The following is a 14,964-nucleotide window of genomic DNA, read 5'->3' on the forward strand; positions in this document are numbered from 1 at the left end:
CCTCCTGATTATTCTTTCTTTAATAGTTTTTCGGACTCAAGGTGGGAGTTAAGGTGGGAAACGCTTCTGTATTCTCCGCCTTTTGCCTTTCTGTAGAGTCTACAATACACTGACTTATCAAGTGCTCCGTCTGTACGCAGCTCCTTGAGTCTGTTTCTAAGAGCCCGGATCTTTTTCATCCACAGCTCTTTACTTGGGGTACGGGCTCCTTTCTTACCCTTTCTGGACCCATGTCCCTTGCAGTGCCCATACTTACGTTTGACATCACGAGCTCTGGCTCTGCCTCTGCTGACTCCTTTTACAGGCTTTGCCTTAATGGTGCCTTTCTCAATGAGTCCGCGGATATCTTCTCTTGTGATTGCGGAGGCGATTTCTTCGGATGCTTCGGGGTTAAGCCATACCCTGTCAAGCCCGCATTCAAGAACTTTGGAAGCCAGCTTCCTCTGGTTGAACAGGTCTGACATTTTATTCACTCCTTCCAGGGTTCAGCACTTTAATCCCCAATTCTTCAGCTTTTGCGAGAATAATGGCTTTCTTTTGTGCGCCTATTGTCCTTGCTATCCTGATAGCCTCGAAAGACGGGTCAACAAGCTCAAGCTCCGCAATGCTGGAAATAAGAACATCAGAATAACCCGAGGGGTGCAGACCTTTGACTGCAGCAGGGCTTCCGTATCCTACCTGGGCATGAGCACCTTTTGAGACATACTTTCTGCGCTGTTTGCCCTGCAAACCTCTCGGACGCCTCCAGTTGCTGTCAAGCCTTTTGAACTTGTGGCTACAGGTTCTCTTGAACTGGGGCTTCTTCCCCTTCTGAACCTTTCTCACATTGAATAAGCGCTTGGATTCAGGATCCATATCAAGGGCGGAAACTGAAGTACTTTCAACTTCATTGAATTCTTCTGCCATCATAACCACCTCAGGGCTTCTGCACTATGTAGATTCCATCCTGGAAGATCCTTGGATCGAATCTCTTAATCTTGGTTTTCTGTTCTATGTTTGCGGCAGTCTGCCCGACATCTTCCTTGTTGATTCCGGTAACTATGACCTCGCTCCCGCTTACCTTAACCTTTGTCTCGCCAAGTATCTTAGCAACTCTTGGTTTCTTTTCTCCAAGGAAGTTCCCGATTACGAAGGTTTTACCTTCAACTTTTACCTGCATCGGGAAGTGAGCGTACACAATGGTCATCTTACACTCAAAGCCTTCATTCACGCCTGTGATCAGGTTTTTGATGTGAGAGGTAAAAGTACCTACCATGGCTTTCTGCTCTTTCCTGGAGGATTCTGCATCCACCAGTACTTCTTCTTCCCTGACTTCTATCCTGATTCCGGGGTACCACAACTTTCTTTCGACAGTTCCCTTCGGACCCCTGGCAGTGAAGACATCCCGAGAGAGAGAGACGGAAACTCCTTCAGGAATCTCTATTTTTCTTGCAATTTCCTTAACCATTTCCTGTTCCCTCCTCAGTACACATAAGCAAGAAGCTGCCCACCGATCTTCTTGTCACGGGCCTCGTACTGAGACATGACCCCGCTTGAAGTGGTTACTATAAGGGCACCAAAGTTCTTTGCTGGCAGGAACTGCTTTTCCCAGCGTTCAAAGCTGGCAGTTCCGACGGAGTAACGCGGCTTTATTGCACCGCACTTGTTGATTCTTCCCACAAGGGCAACGCTATAGATTCCGGCTTTTCCATCGTCGATAAACTCGAAATCGCCAATGTAGCCGAGATCCTGCATAACCTTCAGGACGTTACCAATGTTTTTTGAAGCAGGCCTGATAATACAGGAGCTCTTCCCAATGACTTCTGCATTCTTGATGGTGGAAAGGGCGTTTGCAAGAGGATCAAGTAATACCATTTAAATCACCTTACGAATACTTCTCAAAGCCCATCTCGTGGGCAATCTCTCTGAAACAGTGCCTGCAGAGGTAAATGTCGTATTTGCGGACGAGCCCCTGTTTTCTTCCACACCGTTTGCATTCGTTTACTCCTCTTCCGGACTTGTTTATTGTATCTGTCATTTACATGACCTCCACGCCATAACTTTCGTTAAGGAAGGTGATCGCATCGTCCACCGTGACCCTGTGGCCAGTCGGGATCTTCCGGAGTGCAATTCTCCTCTTGCAGATCCTTTCTCCCGGGCGCTTGAGTACAACAGTTACATCCATTCCGAAAACCCCTATGTTAGGGTCGTATCTCATACCCGGAAAGTCAGTATGTTCTTCAATTCCGAAAGAGACGTTTCCGAGGGAATCAAACTGGGACCTGCTCAGGGTCTTCTCGATGATTCCGAGAGAGGTCTCAAGGAACTTCTGGGCTGTCTGGCCCCTAAGGGTTACCTTGCAGCCGATGGGTTCGCCTTTTTTGATTGCGAAAGCAGGAAGAGTCCTTTTGGCAAAGCACCTTATGACTCCCTGCCCTGTGATGGTCCGGAGGATTTCTTCGGCATTTACCAGGTGCTGGCCACTTTCTCCAACACCCATGTGGACAATTACCTTTTCGACAACCGGTGTGCGCATAGGATTACTCACTCAGCTCACCGCCAAGCCGGATTTCAGGTTTGTCCTTGCCAATAACGATTACGTAGTCTTCGATTGTTTCGAAATCGGTTTCTCCGGAAATCATTACTGTGTTGTGCCTGGAACTCTTAACTTCCCGGATCTCCATAATCTTTCCGGTTTCTCCTGAGTGCTGGCCACCTACAACCATTGCAAGGTTTCCTACCTCAAACTTCAGGTGTTTTACTACCTGTTTGTCAGGAATGGAAAGAATCAGGGAGTCCTTTGTCCCGTATTCATTGGAGCCAATGATGTTGGTTCCGTCATTGAGGTTAAGCTGTACTTTTCCTCCCTTGACGGTTGCCTTGTTGTTGATCCTGCAAAGCTTGTTTACGTTAGTTTCGTTGAGCTTGTGGAGGGTCAGACGTCCCTTTTCATCCTGGAGCATCCTGTATGCTTCATTTACGAGAGGGAGTGTAATTACATCAAAGAGACCTACCGGGAACCTGAGGTCTTTCCGGGGAATTCCATCTACAAGGACTTTTCCTTCGGAGAGAACCCTTTTACCTTCTCTGCTGTTGTCAACAAGTTTGAGGATGTCACGGATGATGATCCCGAGCGGAAGACTGCGTGCCTGGCTGTGAGGCCCTGGGCGGGTAGTGGAGATCCACTTATTGCCTTTCTTCCCGACCTTCCAGCTCTTTGGAACTGATAATCTTTTCTGGTGTGTCACAAAATCACCTGCCTCACTTCTTAATGCTTGACGCTCTGCGCCCGTCCTTCATTTCCAGTTTTGTGATCATGACGTTTGAGGGATTTACGGGCCTTGGGACTTCGGTACCATCCACTTTTGTGGAAATAACTCCGTCCACTGTGATTGTGCCGTCCATAAGGGATACGGACTGGACTTTTCCTTCAGTGCCCTTGAAGTCTCCGCGCATGACCTTTACTGTGTCACCAGTGATGACTGCAGCACTTCTTGTGCCGTACTGTTTGGTAAGTCCCTCACTGAGTCTTGCACCCATGTATTTCTGCCTGATATGGAGAGGTGCGGTGTATCTTGCCTTTCTCTGTTTTCTTGGCTGTTTGGATACCATTGCAATCACCTCAGACAATAATGGATGCTGTAGTCCCGATCTTTGGGAACCTCTCAGCTACTTCCCTTGCCACTGGACCTTTTATGTCCGTGCCTTTGGGAATTCCGTCTTCGTCCGTGATTACCATGGCGTTGTCCTCAAAGGACACGTGTAGCCCGTCAGGACGGCGGAATTCCTGCTTCTGGCGAACCACCACTGCGAGGAGAACCTGTTTCCTCATCTCGGGTGTGCCTTTCTTTACAGAGACGACGCACATGTCTCCAATTCCTGCGCAGGGCATTCTGTTTTTGACCCCTCTGTACTTCTTGACAGAGATAATCTCAACGACCTTGGCTCCGGTGTTGTCCACACACGGAATCTTGGCGCCTGCGTTTAGAGCCCTTGGGATGCTTGAGCGTATGCCTTTCATTTGGGCACCTCCGCTTTGACCACCACATAGGACTTGGTCTTGCTGATACGCCTGCATTCTGCGATCGTGACGATATCGCCAACTTTTGCGGAAATGCAAGGCGGGTTGTGTGCGTGAACCTTCGAGCGTCTCTTCTCGTATCTCTGGTATTTCGGCACCATTTTCATGTATTGCCTTTCAATGACTACCGTATTGTCCATCTTGCTGCTGACCACGGTACCCACAAGGATCTGACCTCTTACAGGAAGTGTTCCGTGGAAGGGACAGTATAAGTCTTCACATTCTTCTGATGGCGCCGGTATATTCAATCCAATGTCTCTTGCCATGAGTTTAGCCCCATTTACGTAACTTTTTGATGTTCTTGATCCGATTTTCGGGCTGTGAGAGCAGCAGGTTTCCCTGAATATTTACGAATGTATCGGATCTGCGGCCTTTTTCGGAGAGCTCGGCAGGGATCCGGAAGATAAATTCCGAATCCGCCTTGGGAATCTTCAGTTCCCGGGACTGGGAGTTTTCTACAACAAGCATATTTTTCGTCTCGTTGATGACTCTGCCCCGGATTCCTGTCAATGATGGATTAGTGGAGTAAATCACCTTAATCTCGAGCCCTATCAATTCGTGATAGATAAGGGTCGAAGGCAGGATTTCCACTTTAGATATCATTTAGCTCGTGCTGAATTGTCTTTATACGGGCAATCGTTCTCCTGATCTCTCCGATTCTACCCGGATTGTCAGGAGCCCCGCCCGCAGAGGTAAGAGCTCTTTCCCGGATAAGTTCGTTGCTCAGGTTTTCGAGTTCGTCAGCCCGTTCTTCGATTGTCATAGTCCGGATTTCGTTGGTCCTGAGGATTGCCATTATTCCTTAGCCTCCTTGTGGACCCTTGCCATGGGGTGCCAGTAGTCATAGCTCTCATGCTTGTGCTGCCAGACCCCATTGACCTGTCTTCGGACTTCTTCTGAGCCTTCAACATAGATAAGTTCAGCTTCTTCAAAGTCTTCGGATACCTCAGGCTGGGTTTCTTCCTCAGCTTCTTCAGGTTCTGCGACTTCGACTACCTCTACTGCTTTCTCAGGTGCTGCTGCAGGAGCTTTAGGTTTTGCCGCGATTTCCTTTTTAGGGGCTTCAGCGGGTTTCTCAACCGGTTTCTCTACAGGCTTTTCAGCGGCGGGCTCAGCGATAATCTCGCTTGCTTCCTTAACCCTGAAGGAGTCAGGCAGGACAATGTCAGGTTGAATGATCCTGACTTTGCAGCCAAGGGTTCCGAGCTTTTTAACTGCTACTGCAAACCCTTCGTCTACTACTTCTTGTACAGGGTGTCCGGAATGCTTTACGTGCCCGTTAACGAATTTTTCGACTCTTGACCTTGCTCCGGTAAGCTTTCCGGAGATTACGACTTCACAGCCAAGGGCACCTGCGCTCATGACTGCTCTGAGGGTGTTGTGTCCAGCTTTCCTGAAGTACCAGCCTCTCTCAATGGAAGATGCAAGCCTGGATGCCATCATCTGGGCATTAAGTTCAGGTCTCTTGACTTCCTGAGCGTCAATCTGCGGGTTTTCGAGGTTGTATTTGGTTGCAACGTCACGGGTAAGTTTTCTGATGACCTTCCCGGCTTTCCCGATTACCATTCCCGGCTTTTCGGAGTAAATAATAATCTGGGTGCCCATGGGGGTCCTGTTGAGCTCCATGCCGCCGTATCCAGCCCTGTTCAGCTGTTCTGCAAAATACTCGTCCATGGAGGCTTTAACATACCCGTCATTTACGAACTTTCTCTCTATTGCCATTTAGCGCACCTCGGAGAGGATCATCTCGATGTTTACAGTTTCCGTGTCTTTGGGCGTTGCTCTTCCTCTTGCCCTCGGCATGAACCCATGAATTACTCTTCCGCGCTGAATAGCAGCATGGACGATGTACATGTTTGCAGGTTCAAGGCCCTTGTACTCGGCGTTACTCTCCGCATTTTTGAGAACCTTTAAGATCTCTTTTGAAGCGCTGATAGGGTATCTCCCTCCAGCCATGGGACCTTTCCTGTGACCGGCCCCTTCGGAGTGTCTCTTGAAGGGTACTGCTTGCTTCAGGGCAATTACGTCCTCAAGGAATTTCCTTGCTTCAGCGGCTTTCATGCCCTTAATCTTGCTACAAACCTCACGGGACTTCTTCGGGGAAATATGAAGTTCAGAACCCATTGATTTAGAGGTAGTTTCAGGGTCTCCATTGATTGAATAGTTTATTCTTGCCATTCCCTTCACCTCATTTCAGCGGTACGAACTTGCTTGAACGGGTTGCTCCCACACCGGCACTGCCGTGGTTAACTTTTGGTCTTGTGGGTGCGAATTCTCCGAAGCGGTGCCCGATCATTTCAGGCTGAAGTTCCACACCTACAAACTGTTTCCCGTTGTGGATTTCGATAGCTGTTCCAATCATTTCTGGAAGGATGATCATGTCCCTGTGATGGGTTCTGACGTTCTTTCCTTCCTTGAAATCGTGCAGGACTTTTTTCTGCCCGTCTGTGAACCCGCGTTTGATGCTCCTGCGCTCTCTGGAAGGCAGAAGTTCTGCAAACTCTTCAAGACTCAGTTCCTGAAGTTCTGAGACGGTTTTCCCGCGGTAGGTGAATTCACCCTTTCTCTTCGGTAACCTTGATGATGATTTTTTTACCATAACGAATACCCCTCATCAGCGCTTCATTCCGGTCCTTCTTGCTGCAATCAGTCCTACCTTTCTTCCGGGTGGGGCGTTTCTGCTAACAGTTGTGGGCTTTCCAGGGTGCTTCCAGGCACCTCCACCGAACGGGTGGTCACGTGGGTTCATAGCAACACCTGAAACCCTTGGGTACTTTGCAGCCCTGGTTTTCATCTTGTGGTACTTTTTCCCGGCTTTGAGCCAGGGCCTGTCCACTCTGCCACCGCCGGCAACAATCCCGACTACTGCCCTGCATTTGGGGTTAAGCCACTTTATGTTACCGGAGGGCATAGCCACCGCAGTCCTGGTTGGTTCGTGAGTCACAACGGTTGCATATACTCCGGAGGAACGGACAAATTTGCCGCCGTCGTTTGGCTTTGATTCGATGTTGCAGATGAAGAAACCTTCAGGCACATTTCCGATAGGTACAATGTTCCCTGGCTTAACCTCGGCATCGTCTCCGCACTCGATGATGTTCCCTACTGCAATGCCTTCGGAAGCAAGAAGGAAAAGTTCCTCTCCGTTTTCAAAGGCAACTTTTGCGATAGGGGCTGAACGGGCAGGGTCGTGCTCGATGTTTATGATTTCTCCCATGATGGAGGTGTTTTCATCCACACGCGGGTGCCTCAGGTCTGCCTTATACTTGTGAGAAGGAGCTCTGTAGGTCGGAGTACCTCTACCCCTATTCTGTGATATGATTCTTTTACCCATGGATCACACCTCACATAAGTCCTATCCGGGTTGCAATCTCATGTGCCGATTCAGGCTCTTCAAATGCAAGGATGGCTTTCTTTGTACCCTTCATTGTGGTCATGGTCCGCACGGATTTTACTTTGAATCCGTACAGCTTCTCAACATCTTCCACGATCTGCTTTTTGTTTGATCTGGTATCAACGATAAACTGAAGCTTGTTTTCATCAAGCAGCATCATCGCTTTTTCAGTAACAAAAGGATAATTGATGGAACTCATTGGAATGCGCCCTCCAGTTTTCCAATTGCAGATTCTGTCCAGACAGTAAGGCGACCTGCGTGTGTACCCGGTGCGAGTACTTCAGTATTCAGTGAGTCTACCGTTACGACGTCTACTCCGGAAAGGTTTCTTGCAGCTTTCTGGATAGGAGAGTTTTCTCCTGCGACAATCAAGACGCTCTTTTTATGCTTGTATTTCCTGCCTCTGAGTTTTCCACGGCCGGCTCTGATGTGCCTTCCGTATTTTGCCCTGAGGACATCCTCATACAGACCAGCAGCTTCAAGGAATTCTATTACCTGCTTTGTCCTTTCGAGGTTTTCAAGAGCATTTTCCGCAACAATCGGAAGTTCAGCTTCAAAGATGTGACCCCTCAGGCTTACAAGGGTAGGGTCAATGGTTGCTGCGATTGCTGAGCGGATTGCATAGCGGCGCTCTTTTGTGTTAACCTTCTCGCTCCTGTCAGTTTCCGGTTTTGGTGGGTGAGCTCTTCTTCCGCCCCTTGCGTGCGGGACTCTTGCAGCCCTGCTGCTGTTTACGAGCCTGGGAATCTGGGATACACCCCTTCCGGAGCCCCAGCCTCTTGCGGAAGTCTCCATGCCTGCGTAGAGGCGGGGACCATAGGGCTGAAGCCTGTTTGCCTGTGCTGCGAGTACTGCCTTTTTAATCAGGTCAGGGCGGTAGTCTGCATCAAACACTGATGGAAGTTCGATTTCCCCGATTACCTTTCCTGTAAGGTCTATGGTTTTTGCTGTAGCCATCTTAGATTACCCCTGCTTGGATTCCCTGCTTATGTACAGGATGTTGGGTTCGCCAAGGTCGGCTTTCTTTGCCCTGATCGGGTCTCTGAGCCTTATAAGCCTCTTGGAAGGTCCTGGAACACTGCCTTTAATCAGCACATAGTCTCCGCGGATAAGGCCATAGTTAATGAACCCGCCTTCAGGAGTGATTTCTGTTCCGTCGGCTCCGATCTTGAGGATGCGCTTGTTAAACTCAGTTCTCTGGTGGTATCCTGTCTGACCCATCTGGGGAACTCTCCAGGAAACGCGAGCCGGGTGGAAGGGACCAAGGGTACCGACCTGCCTGAGGCTTCCCTGACGGGAGTGCTTTCCCTTCTGCAGCTGAATACCCCAGCGCTTTACAGGACCCTGAGTACCTTTACCTATGGTAATTGCGGCGGTGTCAACAAGTGTTCCGTTCTTGAAAACATCGGTAAAGCTTACAAGGGTACCGAGGATTGACTTTGCGTATTCGAATTTGGTGTTGAGGTCTCTTGCATTGATCCCGGTTTCCATGATATCTGGAACCTTTTTGGGGACACCGGTAAGGCTCTTTGGAAGGGTGTAGGTGACTGATTTGATGTCGCTTACTCTGCCTTCTTCGATCAGTTTCCCGATAGTTTCAAGGGCTTCAGCCTGGTTCTCTGCTGCCGGAATGGGGATCCTGCGTTTGAGTTCAGGATCAAGGTCTGCTGCCCATACCTCGGCAATTGCCTTTTCCCCGGTGCTGTCTTCGGTGTAAGCCCGGATAGCTGCGACCCTGATTGCAGGAGTTTCGAGTACAGTCACCGGTACGGAGATTTCCATACCCTGGGTAAGGCTGTTCTTTATATCATCAACCATGATCACGTGGGTCATACCCACCTTATAACCTGCAAAACTCTGCAGCTTTGGTTCGCCCGTGGCTTCCGGCCAGGCTCTGAACCGTGGAATGTGGCTCTTAGCCCTCTTGCGCGGACTGAATGCAAGGGAACCTCGTTTTGGTCGGTGTATGCTTGCCATATTTCTACTCCGTAAACTTCAATTGAAATACCAGCCCCTCCGGTCGAAACAACACAAGTGACAAAAGAGAAGTGCACTGGATTCCCCGAACGCTACCAGGTGGGGGAGGGATGTCGTTCAGACCTGCCGGCGGAAAGCCTCGAGCAGACCGGAGCTTTATGCTCCTGGTACCCTACATTCCTTCAGGCATCTGCAGATATTCGGTTCCCTTTTGCTCCTGCCTCAGCAGGAAACATCTGATTTAAGAACCGACCTTACGATCCTGGCAGACCCAAATCCAGGCACTCGGCCCTGATTTGAAACATATAGCAATCTGATTTTGAAACTTCAGTATTCAGTAACCTGATCTGTAACTCAGTAATCTGATTTACTCAGTAACCTGATTTGAAACTTCAGTATTCAGCAACTGCAACCGCGACTCATCGAAAACCTGAACAGTTCCGTGCGATTTTAGACGTCTTCGCGACGCCAAAAGCGGGCGTTTCAAAGCATTGGCCCTTTGACACTCATGTTGATCCGACTTTTCTCACTGGTTTATATTCTATGCAGGAAATTCAACCGTAAAAACGGTAGAAGGCCCTTACTTCCGGAGATTTCCGGGAGTTAGCATTAAGCATCACATTGATCTGATTAAACAGTTCCAAGCACCATAATGCCTGAAACCTCACATCTCTGATGTACTTTGCCTTTAAATAGCACATCTCATATATAAAACCTTTGCAGGGAGCGAGGAATTCTAAAAAAGAAGAATCAATGACAGGGGAGAATAAATATAATAAATTTTAAAGTTTGGGCCTGTCAAAGATTGTACCGAAGCCCTAATTGCGCCTCGGGATCTCAGGAAATCGGATCTTTTCTGGGAGTTGCACAGCAAGTGCAACAGTATGCTGTCCTTTTCGCTACGCTCAAGAGGACTAAGCTGCAAAATTACAGTCTTTCCATGCGTTCCGTGTTTCATCTTTTTGAGCTTGGGTCGGAATTCTGGTATATATCCTATATAATACATTGGTGGCAACAAACTCAGGAGTACTGCCTCTATTCAGGACAACATTCCTGTCCTGTTTACAGGTTTTCGGGAAGAGACTTAAGGAAGTAGAAACATCTTGAAAATCCTGGGACATATTAACTCTTTTGGCCCTGTGCCTTCATTCAAAGATTCCAATTCCCATTTCTCGAAGATTCAGTTAAAATAATAATTGCAGATTTTGGAGTGATTCTCCAAAAACAACAGCAAGAAAAATGCTATTTTTTTGAAAACATCTGCGTGAGGTCAGTTTAGCCATCCCTGCCGCGACTACAGTCTGGTTCTCCATTATTTTAAGGAAACCTTTCGGTAGTATGAAATATTTTATTGAATATTTTAGTTAGGGCTGGCTTGCTCGGTAATCTGTCATCTTAACTCAATAATCGATTCCGTAAATTCGTAGAAACGAGGTTCAAGCCCGTAGGTCAGAAGAGAAATGGGTTTGTCATTAGTAACCACATTTCTTGCAGTCACATTACCGTCAGCATCCGTGGTCTCTTCAATATACATTACAATGCTTCCGGCATCAAGCTGGGTTGCTGCAAGAGTTTGGGCAACCTGCACAGAATTCATGTCCAGAGCGATCTGCCCCTCTTCAATCGCCAGGGCCATTTCTCAAATCATGTCCCCAAAGGGAACGTTCAATAGTTCCTGACCGACACTTTCCATATCATTTATCTCCTTTAACTAAACGACTACTATGTAAATAAATTTGCCAACGGATCGTATAAACTCACTTTGTAACTAAAATAGCAATCTTTTTTGAAAATTATTATTGAGTGACTGTCCTGACACACACTGAACTTTATTCAAGAACCGAATCTATCGAATTTCAAAGAGATAACTTTATTAATAATAAAGGAGAATGTTGATTAAAAATTTAAAAAAGATAACTGGAAATAAATCATACTGTTTACTATGAAACAATATCATCTTATACAGTTATTAAAGAGGAACTTCTCTCCCTTTTCATCTTCCCCTGAGATGCTGAAAGGCACTCAAGCGTACAGTAGATTGCCTTTTCCTCGACCTTTTTCAGGACTACAAACTTACTCCCACAAATCGGACAGGTTTTTCTTACGTACTCCATTAAATATCACCCACTTGTTTTAGTTTCCAGTTTCAACAATGTTTTTTGACAGGCAGTAACTACGTATTTTATTCCTCAATAAGGAATTAAATGCGCAGGGGATTCTTATTACTCAATTGCATATATTAAGTAATATATTATGCCACCATATCAATATATTTCCAAAATTTTACTCCAACCCACCTATTTAATCGTAACATACGATTGTACATAGCTAGATATTAGATGAGTAAATAACTTTAGGAAACATAGTTTCTGAATATTGGTGCCGAAGAAGTGGGGGAGTTCATGGAGAACCTGCAGGGTTTTCAAAAATGAAATCAACAAAAATTTAGGCCATTCGCGGTTTTCTGTGGGTTGAAGATAATTGCTTAGTTATAAAATAGCCGGACCAAAAAGAGAAATATCAAGCTTGAATATGATTTTCAACAACAAATGTTTCTAAATTTTAGATATGTTACTTTGACATTTTGGAGCTGAATGTAAGTTACTCCTTCGAAACAGTGATGAACCGAAATTTATCATTAATTTCCCCTTCCTCTCTTTTTCTGAATATTGTCTTCTGTTCTTCAAGTTTTAGGTCATGGACTTCATATAAATATAATAACCTATTTCCCAACTTTCTTTTTCCACATTTGATTAGCCTATCATGAGATATGAATTCTTCATTAAGGTGTATTCTTGTGTCGTAATAATGACTATTTCTTTTCGTTGGTAACACAAGTTTGACCTGGTTTTCCTCTCGACGTTAAGAACCTTTTCGGAGAAAAACCACGATCAAGAAGAAACAACTTATTGCTAATATCCAATTCTTCAATTCATAAGTCCTATTGTATGGGGAACATGTAGGTAAATAATTTACTATTTTATATGATTCTCTTGAGGGTGAAAATAAGCTAGATAATGCGGAATTATAGGGCATATTCCCTATAGGATCGTAAAGTTAAGGCAGGGGAACTAATGTGAAAAATTTATGTAGAATTCTCCACACAATGATAATTAGATAACCACTTCGATAAACACCCCTCTCTATCTAATTTTGCTGAATGTTATCACTGAAAACTGGCAAAACCGCTGTATTATTTCCACATGTTTGAAAGTAAATCTGAATACTAATATATACAAAGATACGGCTTGAATATCTATGTCACATAGTGATCATTTACTTTTATCTATTTTTTTAAAAAATGTAGATTTATAAAAGTGTTCTAAATTTCAATTTCGATCTGCTTGCCCTTGGAAATATGGACACAATAAAAGTTGTAAAAAACAGACGCGGGGTGAAAAATGGATGGCTATTAAAATAGGTGATCATAACAAGACCGATAACGTACATACAACTAAAAGTATTGAACTTAAATCCGATTTATACGTCATACATGATGAAAAATATTGGTCAAAGACTAATATAAGTAATAAAGACGATTCGATATATAAAAATACGCTATGTGTAGCTATGGTCTGTGCATTAGTGCTCACGATATCAATTGTTATTGCAATTCAAACTGAAGGTGAACCACTACATAATCTTTTGTTCGGCGAGGCTTCTATATTAGATGCGTCAGAGACTATTCACGTATTACAAGCGGCTCAAAATAATGGTGTTACTATTGGAATGCATGGGTGGGCACACGAAAATTATTCCGTGCTCTCGAAGGCTCAAATAAAAGAGAATATTGTGAAGAGTCAGAAAGTTTTCAGAAAGGCAGGTTTTAAAGGTAATTTGTTTGTTCCTCCTTATAAAATTTTAAACGTTCCAATGGATGACGCAACCAAAAAAGCCATTGAATCCACTGGTGTACATATAAATGTGTATGCGACGTCGGCTAATGAATATACGTGGAGATGGCGTAATATGAAGAGTTTCAACGATCCTGAATTTATTGAGGCTCGAAAACAAATAACTCTGGAAAATCCGGAAACTATAATACTTCACGCACAGGATTGGAATCAATTTACTAAACAATTTGTGCTTGATTATCTCAATAGCACGGATAGAACTGATGTCATCATACAAATGGATGATATAGATGCAAATACACCGACGAGTACAATTAATGATTTGTCAGCACTTAAAAATCATAAAGTTGTAGCTGGTGTTATTCTTGCTGTGATTCCAGCAAGCGCGCCTGATAGCGGTGATCCCGGTATATTAGGTGTGCCAATATCTAGCATAATGAGATTGTATTTTATATTATTCATTACGACTGTTCTATTTCCAATGTCACTTATCATCACTTGGAAATTATTTTCCGATTGGTATATAGCAAGACAGAAATCTAAACACTCAAATATAAAATCAGTGAAGCAACCAGAGCTCGTATCTGTAATTGTGCCTGCATATAACGAGGAAAAAGCTATCGAGAGATGTATAAATGCATTGCTTAATCAGGATTATACTGGTGCAGTTGAGATCATAGTAGTGAATGATGGCTCAACAGATAGGACTGCTGAGATTGTATCAAAAATGCCAGTAAAATTTATTAACCTCGCAAAAAATATTAGTAAAGCAAATGCCCTTAATGTAGCAATTGAGGTTGCTAAGGGTGATATTGTTTTATTCTCAGATGGTGACTCAAATATGGAAAGAGGCGCATTGCGCTCTATAGTAAAAACACTCATCGAGGAGCCAGATGTTGATATAGTAACTGGAACTGTACTTATCAATCCGACAACTAAAAAAGGGATATTTAAAAATATTTTTATGTATTGTCAGGTGATCGAATATCACCTGGAACAAGAAGTAGCGCGTGGTTTACAGGCACTAAATGGGAAAGTATTGGTGTGCCCCGGCCCGATAACTGCAGTGAAGCGTGCTGTGTTATCTGATGTTAAATTCAGTGACGATACCATAGTTGAAGATGCAGATTTTACGGTTACTGCGCTCGAAAAATCAATGAAGGTTATCCGGGATAGGGATGCAAAAGTCTATACTGATGCGCCAGAAACTATTACCGAATGGATTAAGCAAAGGAACAGATGGTGGTATGGAAGTCTACAGGTGTGGAGGAAACACAAGAAATGGGCAATTAGCAATCCGTGGATGCTTTACAACTACATGGGATATATAACGTCGATCATAGCAATTACCACTACTGTAACTATTCCAATACTACTAATGCAATATGGAAATCGGAATGCAGCCGCAACGAACGCGGTGATGTATATGTTTATTCCAGTGGTACTATATATGATATTCAACGCAATATTCCTGACTCACAATAAAAAGCTAATACCCGTGTTAGTTGTGTATATGTTATTTTATACGATGCTTCGGCTTTTTGTGTGTAGCTACCTCTATATCTTCTATATAACCGATAGAGGATTAAATACCCAATTTGGCGCCAGAAAGACCAAGGTAAAATAATGCCAATCTATGAAAAGCTTCGATGATCCTGGTGTCGCGTCAATCCTCAAAGATT

At 44.9% G+C, this 14,964-nt stretch carries 23 protein-coding genes; 2 read left to right on the top strand and 21 right to left on the bottom strand.

Features of this window, described 5'->3' with window-relative positions; translation table 11 throughout:
* Nucleotides 1-8: 8 nt before the first annotated feature.
* From EO92_RS14025 to rpl3p, 19 genes are read right to left on the bottom strand one after another with little or no spacing between them, the layout of a single operon-like run.
* On the bottom strand, nt 9-464 hold the full coding sequence (locus tag EO92_RS14025) for a 50S ribosomal protein L19e (RefSeq protein ID WP_048172510.1): 456 nt from the start codon (nt 462-464) through the stop codon (nt 9-11).
* 1 nt (nt 465) lies between these two features.
* Complete coding sequence (locus EO92_RS14030) at nt 466-906, bottom strand: 50S ribosomal protein L32e (RefSeq protein WP_048138524.1); 441 nt, start codon at nt 904-906, stop codon at nt 466-468.
* A 10-nt stretch (nt 907-916) separates the two neighbouring features.
* Nucleotides 917-1,447 carry a 50S ribosomal protein L6 gene (locus EO92_RS14035; RefSeq protein ID WP_048172512.1) on the bottom strand — a complete coding sequence of 177 codons (531 nt, stop codon included), beginning with the start codon at nt 1,445-1,447 and terminating at the stop codon, nt 917-919.
* 14 nt (nt 1,448-1,461) lie between these two features.
* Nucleotides 1,462-1,854 (bottom strand): 30S ribosomal protein S8, encoded by a 393-nt coding sequence (locus EO92_RS14040; RefSeq protein ID WP_048133901.1) that lies wholly within the window; start codon nt 1,852-1,854, stop codon nt 1,462-1,464.
* Nucleotides 1,855-1,864: 10 nt separating this feature from the next.
* Entirely contained in the window at nt 1,865-2,017 is a 153-nt protein-coding gene (locus EO92_RS14045; protein ID WP_048127632.1) for a 30S ribosomal protein S14, read from the bottom strand.
* Entirely contained in the window at nt 2,018-2,515 is a 498-nt protein-coding gene (locus tag EO92_RS14050) for a 50S ribosomal protein L5 (RefSeq protein WP_048138488.1), read from the bottom strand. It abuts the gene before it with no gap.
* A 4-nt stretch (nt 2,516-2,519) separates the two neighbouring features.
* Complete coding sequence (locus tag EO92_RS14055) at nt 2,520-3,227, bottom strand: 30S ribosomal protein S4e (protein WP_048133898.1); 708 nt, start codon at nt 3,225-3,227, stop codon at nt 2,520-2,522.
* 13 nt (nt 3,228-3,240) lie between these two features.
* Entirely contained in the window at nt 3,241-3,591 is a 351-nt protein-coding gene (gene rplX / locus EO92_RS14060; RefSeq protein ID WP_048161320.1) for a 50S ribosomal protein L24, read from the bottom strand.
* Nucleotides 3,592-3,601: 10 nt separating this feature from the next.
* Nucleotides 3,602-4,000, bottom strand: coding sequence for a 50S ribosomal protein L14 (gene rpl14p, locus EO92_RS14065; RefSeq protein WP_048133897.1), 399 nt, complete (start codon nt 3,998-4,000; stop codon nt 3,602-3,604).
* Complete coding sequence (locus EO92_RS14070) at nt 3,997-4,326, bottom strand: 30S ribosomal protein S17 (RefSeq protein ID WP_048133896.1); 330 nt, start codon at nt 4,324-4,326, stop codon at nt 3,997-3,999. The genes rpl14p and EO92_RS14070 overlap by 4 nt, the downstream gene beginning before the upstream one ends.
* Nucleotides 4,327-4,330: 4 nt before the next feature.
* Nucleotides 4,331-4,663 (bottom strand): ribonuclease P protein component 1, encoded by a 333-nt coding sequence (gene rnp1, locus EO92_RS14075; RefSeq protein ID WP_048133892.1) that lies wholly within the window; start codon nt 4,661-4,663, stop codon nt 4,331-4,333.
* On the bottom strand, nt 4,653-4,856 hold the full coding sequence (rpmC, locus tag EO92_RS14080; RefSeq protein WP_048133890.1) for a 50S ribosomal protein L29: 204 nt from the start codon (nt 4,854-4,856) through the stop codon (nt 4,653-4,655). Before rpmC ends, rnp1 begins: the two co-directional genes overlap by 11 nt.
* A complete protein-coding gene (locus EO92_RS14085; protein ID WP_048172514.1) occupies nt 4,856-5,782 on the bottom strand; it encodes a 30S ribosomal protein S3 in 927 nt (308 codons plus the stop codon). Before EO92_RS14085 ends, rpmC begins: the two co-directional genes overlap by 1 nt.
* Nucleotides 5,783-6,238, bottom strand: coding sequence for a 50S ribosomal protein L22 (locus tag EO92_RS14090; protein ID WP_048133886.1), 456 nt, complete (start codon nt 6,236-6,238; stop codon nt 5,783-5,785).
* Between the two features lie 10 nt (nt 6,239-6,248).
* Complete coding sequence (locus EO92_RS14095) at nt 6,249-6,659, bottom strand: 30S ribosomal protein S19 (RefSeq protein ID WP_048133884.1); 411 nt, start codon at nt 6,657-6,659, stop codon at nt 6,249-6,251.
* A 15-nt stretch (nt 6,660-6,674) separates the two neighbouring features.
* Entirely contained in the window at nt 6,675-7,391 is a 717-nt protein-coding gene (locus EO92_RS14100) for a 50S ribosomal protein L2 (protein WP_048133882.1), read from the bottom strand.
* Nucleotides 7,392-7,401: 10 nt separating this feature from the next.
* On the bottom strand, nt 7,402-7,650 hold the full coding sequence (locus tag EO92_RS14105; RefSeq protein ID WP_048133881.1) for a 50S ribosomal protein L23: 249 nt from the start codon (nt 7,648-7,650) through the stop codon (nt 7,402-7,404).
* The gene (gene rpl4p, locus EO92_RS14110) at nt 7,647-8,408 is read right to left on the bottom strand and encodes a 50S ribosomal protein L4 (RefSeq protein ID WP_048172516.1); all 762 of its coding nucleotides are present in this window, start codon (nt 8,406-8,408) and stop codon (nt 7,647-7,649) included. The genes EO92_RS14105 and rpl4p overlap by 4 nt, the downstream gene beginning before the upstream one ends.
* 6 nt (nt 8,409-8,414) lie before the next feature.
* The gene (gene rpl3p / locus EO92_RS14115; protein WP_048172518.1) at nt 8,415-9,428 is read right to left on the bottom strand and encodes a 50S ribosomal protein L3; all 1,014 of its coding nucleotides are present in this window, start codon (nt 9,426-9,428) and stop codon (nt 8,415-8,417) included.
* Nucleotides 9,429-9,485: 57 nt separating this feature from the next.
* On the opposite strand from rpl3p, the gene EO92_RS14120 reads away from it, so the two are divergent.
* Entirely contained in the window at nt 9,486-9,668 is a 183-nt protein-coding gene (locus EO92_RS14120; RefSeq protein WP_048172520.1) for a hypothetical protein, read from the top strand.
* Between the two features lie 1,150 nt (nt 9,669-10,818).
* Here the strand turns inward: EO92_RS14120 and EO92_RS14125 are convergent.
* Nucleotides 10,819-11,064, bottom strand: a complete 246-nt coding sequence (locus EO92_RS14125; RefSeq protein WP_235283346.1) for a hypothetical protein — start codon at nt 11,062-11,064, stop codon at nt 10,819-10,821.
* Nucleotides 11,065-11,386: 322 nt separating this feature from the next.
* Nucleotides 11,387-11,542, bottom strand: coding sequence for a hypothetical protein (locus tag EO92_RS18325; RefSeq protein WP_200896783.1), 156 nt, complete (start codon nt 11,540-11,542; stop codon nt 11,387-11,389).
* 1,291 nt (nt 11,543-12,833) lie between these two features.
* Here EO92_RS18325 and EO92_RS14135 point away from each other — a divergent pair.
* Nucleotides 12,834-14,909: a bifunctional polysaccharide deacetylase/glycosyltransferase family 2 protein gene (locus EO92_RS14135; protein ID WP_052734373.1), complete on the top strand. Its 2,076-nt coding sequence runs from the start codon at nt 12,834-12,836 to the stop codon at nt 14,907-14,909.
* The last annotated feature ends 55 nt before the right edge of the window (nt 14,910-14,964 follow it).

Source organism: Methanosarcina sp. 2.H.A.1B.4 (assembly GCF_000979385.1).
In the GTDB taxonomy this organism is placed as follows: domain Archaea; phylum Halobacteriota; class Methanosarcinia; order Methanosarcinales; family Methanosarcinaceae; genus Methanosarcina.

Coding starts and splice junctions, on each gene's coding strand:
- EO92_RS14135 (WP_052734373.1), top strand. CDS start 12,834: ATGGCTATTAAAATAGGTGATCATAACAAGACCGATAACGTACATACA.
- EO92_RS14045 (WP_048127632.1), bottom strand. CDS start 2,017: ATGACAGATACAATAAACAAGTCCGGAAGAGGAGTAAACGAATGCAAA.
- rpmC (WP_048133890.1), bottom strand. CDS start 4,856: ATGGCAATCCTCAGGACCAACGAAATCCGGACTATGACAATCGAAGAA.
- EO92_RS14085 (WP_048172514.1), bottom strand. CDS start 5,782: ATGGCAATAGAGAGAAAGTTCGTAAATGACGGGTATGTTAAAGCCTCC.
- EO92_RS14090 (WP_048133886.1), bottom strand. CDS start 6,238: ATGGCAAGAATAAACTATTCAATCAATGGAGACCCTGAAACTACCTCT.
- rpl14p (WP_048133897.1), bottom strand. CDS start 4,000: ATGAAAGGCATACGCTCAAGCATCCCAAGGGCTCTAAACGCAGGCGCC.
- EO92_RS18325 (WP_200896783.1), bottom strand. CDS start 11,542: ATGGAGTACGTAAGAAAAACCTGTCCGATTTGTGGGAGTAAGTTTGTA.
- EO92_RS14050 (WP_048138488.1), bottom strand. CDS start 2,515: ATGCGCACACCGGTTGTCGAAAAGGTAATTGTCCACATGGGTGTTGGA.
- EO92_RS14105 (WP_048133881.1), bottom strand. CDS start 7,650: ATGAGTTCCATCAATTATCCTTTTGTTACTGAAAAAGCGATGATGCTG.
- EO92_RS14095 (WP_048133884.1), bottom strand. CDS start 6,659: ATGGTAAAAAAATCATCATCAAGGTTACCGAAGAGAAAGGGTGAATTC.
- EO92_RS14040 (WP_048133901.1), bottom strand. CDS start 1,854: ATGGTATTACTTGATCCTCTTGCAAACGCCCTTTCCACCATCAAGAAT.
- EO92_RS14025 (WP_048172510.1), bottom strand. CDS start 464: ATGTCAGACCTGTTCAACCAGAGGAAGCTGGCTTCCAAAGTTCTTGAA.
- EO92_RS14035 (WP_048172512.1), bottom strand. CDS start 1,447: ATGGTTAAGGAAATTGCAAGAAAAATAGAGATTCCTGAAGGAGTTTCC.
- EO92_RS14100 (WP_048133882.1), bottom strand. CDS start 7,391: ATGGGTAAAAGAATCATATCACAGAATAGGGGTAGAGGTACTCCGACC.
- rpl3p (WP_048172518.1), bottom strand. CDS start 9,428: ATGGCAAGCATACACCGACCAAAACGAGGTTCCCTTGCATTCAGTCCG.
- rnp1 (WP_048133892.1), bottom strand. CDS start 4,663: ATGATATCTAAAGTGGAAATCCTGCCTTCGACCCTTATCTATCACGAA.
- rplX (WP_048161320.1), bottom strand. CDS start 3,591: ATGGTATCCAAACAGCCAAGAAAACAGAGAAAGGCAAGATACACCGCA.
- rpl4p (WP_048172516.1), bottom strand. CDS start 8,408: ATGGCTACAGCAAAAACCATAGACCTTACAGGAAAGGTAATCGGGGAA.
- EO92_RS14030 (WP_048138524.1), bottom strand. CDS start 906: ATGGCAGAAGAATTCAATGAAGTTGAAAGTACTTCAGTTTCCGCCCTT.
- EO92_RS14125 (WP_235283346.1), bottom strand. CDS start 11,064: ATGGCCCTGGCGATTGAAGAGGGGCAGATCGCTCTGGACATGAATTCT.
- EO92_RS14070 (WP_048133896.1), bottom strand. CDS start 4,326: ATGGCAAGAGACATTGGATTGAATATACCGGCGCCATCAGAAGAATGT.